This is a genomic window from Streptomyces calidiresistens (genome assembly GCF_014141525.1).
GTDB lineage: Bacteria > Actinomycetota > Actinomycetes > Streptomycetales > Streptomycetaceae > Streptomyces > Streptomyces calidiresistens.
The window spans coordinates 1-3958 of record NZ_VKHS01000529.1; the positions used below are offsets into that span (position 1 = coordinate 1).

Here is a 3958-nt window from a genome sequence, read left to right on the forward strand (position 1 = left end):
AGGTGCCGGGGTTCGGGTGCCCCGGGGGCCTCCGGGGCTTCCCCGGCTTTCGGGGCCTCCGTGACCTCCGGGGCGCCGGGGACGGTTCCCCCACCCGGTCCGCCGCCCGCCGGGAGCGGCAGCACGGCACTGATCCGGTAGCCCCCGCCCGGGCGGGGGCCCGCCTCGAGCGTCCCGCCGACCATTCCCACGCGTTCCCGCATGCCGATCAGCCCGGAGCCCGGTGGTTCCGGTTCGCCCTCGGGGCCGTCGCGCCGGGGCGCCCCGGGGCGCGCGCCGGTGACACGAGCGGCGCCGGGCCGGGCCGGGGCATCGGGCGCCGGGCCGGTGCCGACGGACCCGCGCCCGTCGTCCTCGACCAGGACCCGCAGCGCGTCGGCGGCGTACCGCAGCCGCACCAGGGCCCCGGGGGTGGGGCCGGCGTGCTTGCGGGTGTTGGTCAGCGCCTCCTGCACGATGCGGTAGGCGGTCAGGTCCACCCCTCCGGGGAGGGGGCGGGGGGTCCCCTCGACCCGGAAGTCCACCGGCAGGCCCGCGTCCCGCACCTGCTGCACGAGATCGGCGACCTGCTCCACACCCGGCTGCGGCAGGAGGTTCCCGCCCTCGTCGGTGCCCTCCCCCAGCACCCCGATCAGGCGGCGCATCTCGTCCAGGGCCTCGCGGCCGGTGCACGAGATGGTGCGCAGGGCGTCCCGGGCCTGGGCGGGCGCGGAGTCCAGTACGTAGGCCGCGCCGTCCGCCTGCACCACCATCACCGAGACGTTGTGGGCCACCACGTCGTGCAGCTCCCGCGCGATGCGGGCGCGCTCGGCCGCCACCGCGATCCGCTCGCGCGCCGCGCGCTCCCGTTCGAGCCGGGCCGCGCGCTGTTCCAGTTCGGCGTAGTAGGCGCGCCGGGTGCGCAGGGAGTCGCCCAGCACCCAGGCGAGCAGGAAGCAGACGGTCAGCAGCAGCAGTTCGAAGACGGTGGCGAGCACCGGCGCGTCGGGCCTCACCCACCACCGCGCCATGGCGACGGCCGGGGCCAGGACGGCCATCGCGAGGGCCACCGCCGAGGCCCGGCGGTCGGGCCGGGAGGCGACGGTGAAGATGATCACCAGCAGGGCGAAGTTAGCGGGCACCGGCGGCACGTCGGCCACCACCTGGAGGACCCCGGTCGCGAGGGCCAGCCCCAGCATCACGGCGGGCACCACCCGCCGCAGGATCACCACCGTGCCCATGGCGAGGGTGACGCCCAGCACCACGGGGCGCGGTCCCGCGTGCTCGGCGGAGACGCCCAGGCCCCACAGCAGGCCGGGGACCAACAGCACGAATCCCCAGAAGCCGTCCACCCACCGGGGGTGGCGGCGCATGAGGTCGTACATCCGGTTCACGTCACCCAGCGTAGGCAGGTGATGGACCCAGCGGGTCAACCGGAGGGGCGATCCCCGCTTCCGCCGGCTACACCTCAGGGTGGACCCGGCCGGGCCCGGGCGACGGCGGGGCCGCGGCCCCGTACGGTGACCCCGTGCCCACCGCCGATCACCTCCCCGACGGCCCCGGGGGTCCCACCGCTGACGATTCCGGGGCCCCGGGGCCCCCACCGGCTCCCGCTCCGGAGCGCGCGCCGAGGGGGGACGCGCCCGTGCGCGGCGTCCCGCCCACCGGGCCGACCGCAGGCGGGCCGTCACACTCCGTCCCCGAGCCAGCCTCCCCCGCCGGAGGGCCCGGCGTACCGGGGGCCGCGACCGACCACCCCGTGCGGTGGCGGGAGGCGATGGAACACGCCCTCTACGGGCCCGGCGGCTTCTTCCTCCGGGAGGCGCCCGCCGCGCACTTCCGCACCTCCGTGCACGCCTCCCCGCTCTTCGCCGGCGCGATCGCCGAACTGCTGCTGGGGGTGGACCGCGCCCTGGGGTGCCCCGACCCCGTGGACCTGGTGGACATCGGCGGCGGTCGCGGGGAGCTGGTCACCGGCGTCCTGGCCGCGCTGCCGGGAAGCGTCGCACGCCGGGTGCGCGCCCGGGTGGTGGAACTCGCCCCGCGCCCCGCCGGCCTCAACCCCGCCGTGGGCTGGTCGACCGGACTCCCGGACAGCGTGACCGGTCTGCTCCTCGCCAACGAGTGGCTGGACAACGTGCCGGTGGACGTGGTCGTGGCCGACCCGCCCGGCCCACCCCGCCTGCTGCTGGTGGACGGGGCCGGCCGGGAGCACCCGGGGCCGGCCGTGGAGGAGGCCGACGCGGCGTGGCTGCGGCGCTGGTGGCCGTTGTCGGACACCGAACCCGGCGGGCGGGCCGAGCCGGGCGGCCCCCGGGACGCCGCCTGGGCCCGGGCCGTGGGGCGGGTGCGACGCGGCCTGGCGGTGGCCGTGGACTACGGCCACACCCGCGACACCCGCCCTCTCGGCGGCACGCTCGCCGGCCACCGGGACGGCCGGTCGGTCCCGCCGGTGCCGGACGGCTCCGCGGACCTGACCGCGCACGTGGCGCTCGACGCCTGCGCCGCCGCCGGCCTCGCGGCGGGTGCCCCGGCCCGGGCGGCGGCCGGCGGCCCCCCGGACGCGGGGGCGGCGGTCCTGCTCGACCAGCGGACCGCGCTGCGCCGGCTCGGCGTCTCCGGACGGCGCCCCCCGCTGGAGCTCGCCTCCCGGGAGCCGGCGGGCTACCTGCGGGCGCTGGTGCGGGCGGGCGAGGCGGCGGAACTGACCGACCCGGCCGGGCTCGGCGGTTTCGGCTGGCTGCTGCACCCGGTGGGCATCGCGAACCCGCTCGCCGACCGGGGCGGGCCCCGACCCGGACCGATCGGTGGATGACCGGCCGCGACCGGCCGGCCCGGCTCCCGCCGATCGGCCCGGCGGCCACCCGGCGACCACGGGCCCCGTTGTCTATTTGTCGATGTCGCCCACCACGAAGAAGAACGACCCCAGGATCGCCACCATGTCGGCCACCAGGGTGCCCGGCAGCAGGTGCTCCAGCGCCTGGATGTTGTTGAACGACGCCGAACGCAGCTTGAGCCGGTAGGGGGTCTTCTCCCCCTTGGAGACCAGGTAGTAGCCGTTCAACCCCAGCGGGTTCTCCGTCCAGGCGTAGGTCTGGCCCTCGGGCGCCTTGAGAACCTTGGGCAGGCGCTGGTTCACCGGCCCCGGCGGCAGCCCCGCGAGGCGGTCCAGGCAGGCGTCGGCCAGCTCCAGGGAGTTGCGGGTCTGCTCCAGCAGCACCTCGAAGCGGGCCAGGCAGTCCCCCTCGTCCCGGGTGACCACCCGCAGCGTGTCCGCCAGTTCCCCGTACGCCAGGTAGGGCTCGTCCCGCCGCAGGTCGAAGTCGACGCCGGAGGCCCGGGCGATGGGGCCCGAGACGCCGTAGGCGTGCACCGCCTCCGGGGAGAGCACCCCGACCCCCCGGGTGCGGGCACGGAAGATCTCGTTGCCGAGCACGAGGTCGTCGAACCGCCCCAGCCTGCCGCGCACCCCCGCGACCGCCGCCCGGGCCCGATCGGTCCACCCGGCCGGCAGGTCCTCCTTCAGCCCGCCCACCCGGTTGAACATGTAGTGCATGCGGCCACCGGAGACCTCCTCCATCACCGCCTGGAGGTCCTCCCGCTCGGTGAAGGCGTAGAACATGGGAGTGATGCCGCCCAGTTCCAGCGGATAGGAGCCGAGGAACATGAGGTGGTTGAGGGCCCGGTTCATCTCGGCGAGCAGGGTGCGCAGCCACACCGCCCGTTCGGGCACCTCCATGCCGAGCATCCGCTCCACGGCCATGACGACGCCGAGTTCGTTGGAGAAGGCCGAGAGCCAGTCGTGACGGTTCGCCAGGACGATGATCTGCCGGTAGTCACGGGCCTCGAAGAGGAACTGACCGACCCGGCCGGGCTCGGCGGTTTCGGCTGGCTGCTGCACCCGGTGGGCATCGCGAACCCGCTCGCCGACCGGGGCGGGCCCCGACCCGGACCGATCGGTGGATGACCGGCCGCGACC

3 protein-coding genes are annotated in these 3958 nt (G+C 76.5%); 1 reads left to right on the forward strand and 2 read right to left on the reverse strand.

Annotated elements, in window-relative coordinates; all coding sequences use genetic code 11:
* On the reverse strand, positions 1–1373 hold a 1373-nt coding region (locus FOE67_RS18960; protein WP_182665896.1), incomplete at its 3' end, for a sensor histidine kinase.
* A 383-nt stretch (positions 1374–1756) separates the two neighbouring features.
* Here FOE67_RS18960 and FOE67_RS18965 point away from each other — a divergent pair.
* On the forward strand, positions 1757–2794 hold the full coding sequence (locus tag FOE67_RS18965) for an SAM-dependent methyltransferase (protein WP_182665898.1): 1038 nt from the start codon (positions 1757–1759) through the stop codon (positions 2792–2794).
* Positions 2795–2866: 72 nt separating this feature from the next.
* Here FOE67_RS18965 and FOE67_RS18970 read toward each other — a convergent pair.
* A partial coding sequence (locus tag FOE67_RS18970; RefSeq protein WP_228474038.1) for an NADH-quinone oxidoreductase subunit D occupies positions 2867–3958 on the reverse strand: 1092 nt, incomplete at its 5' end.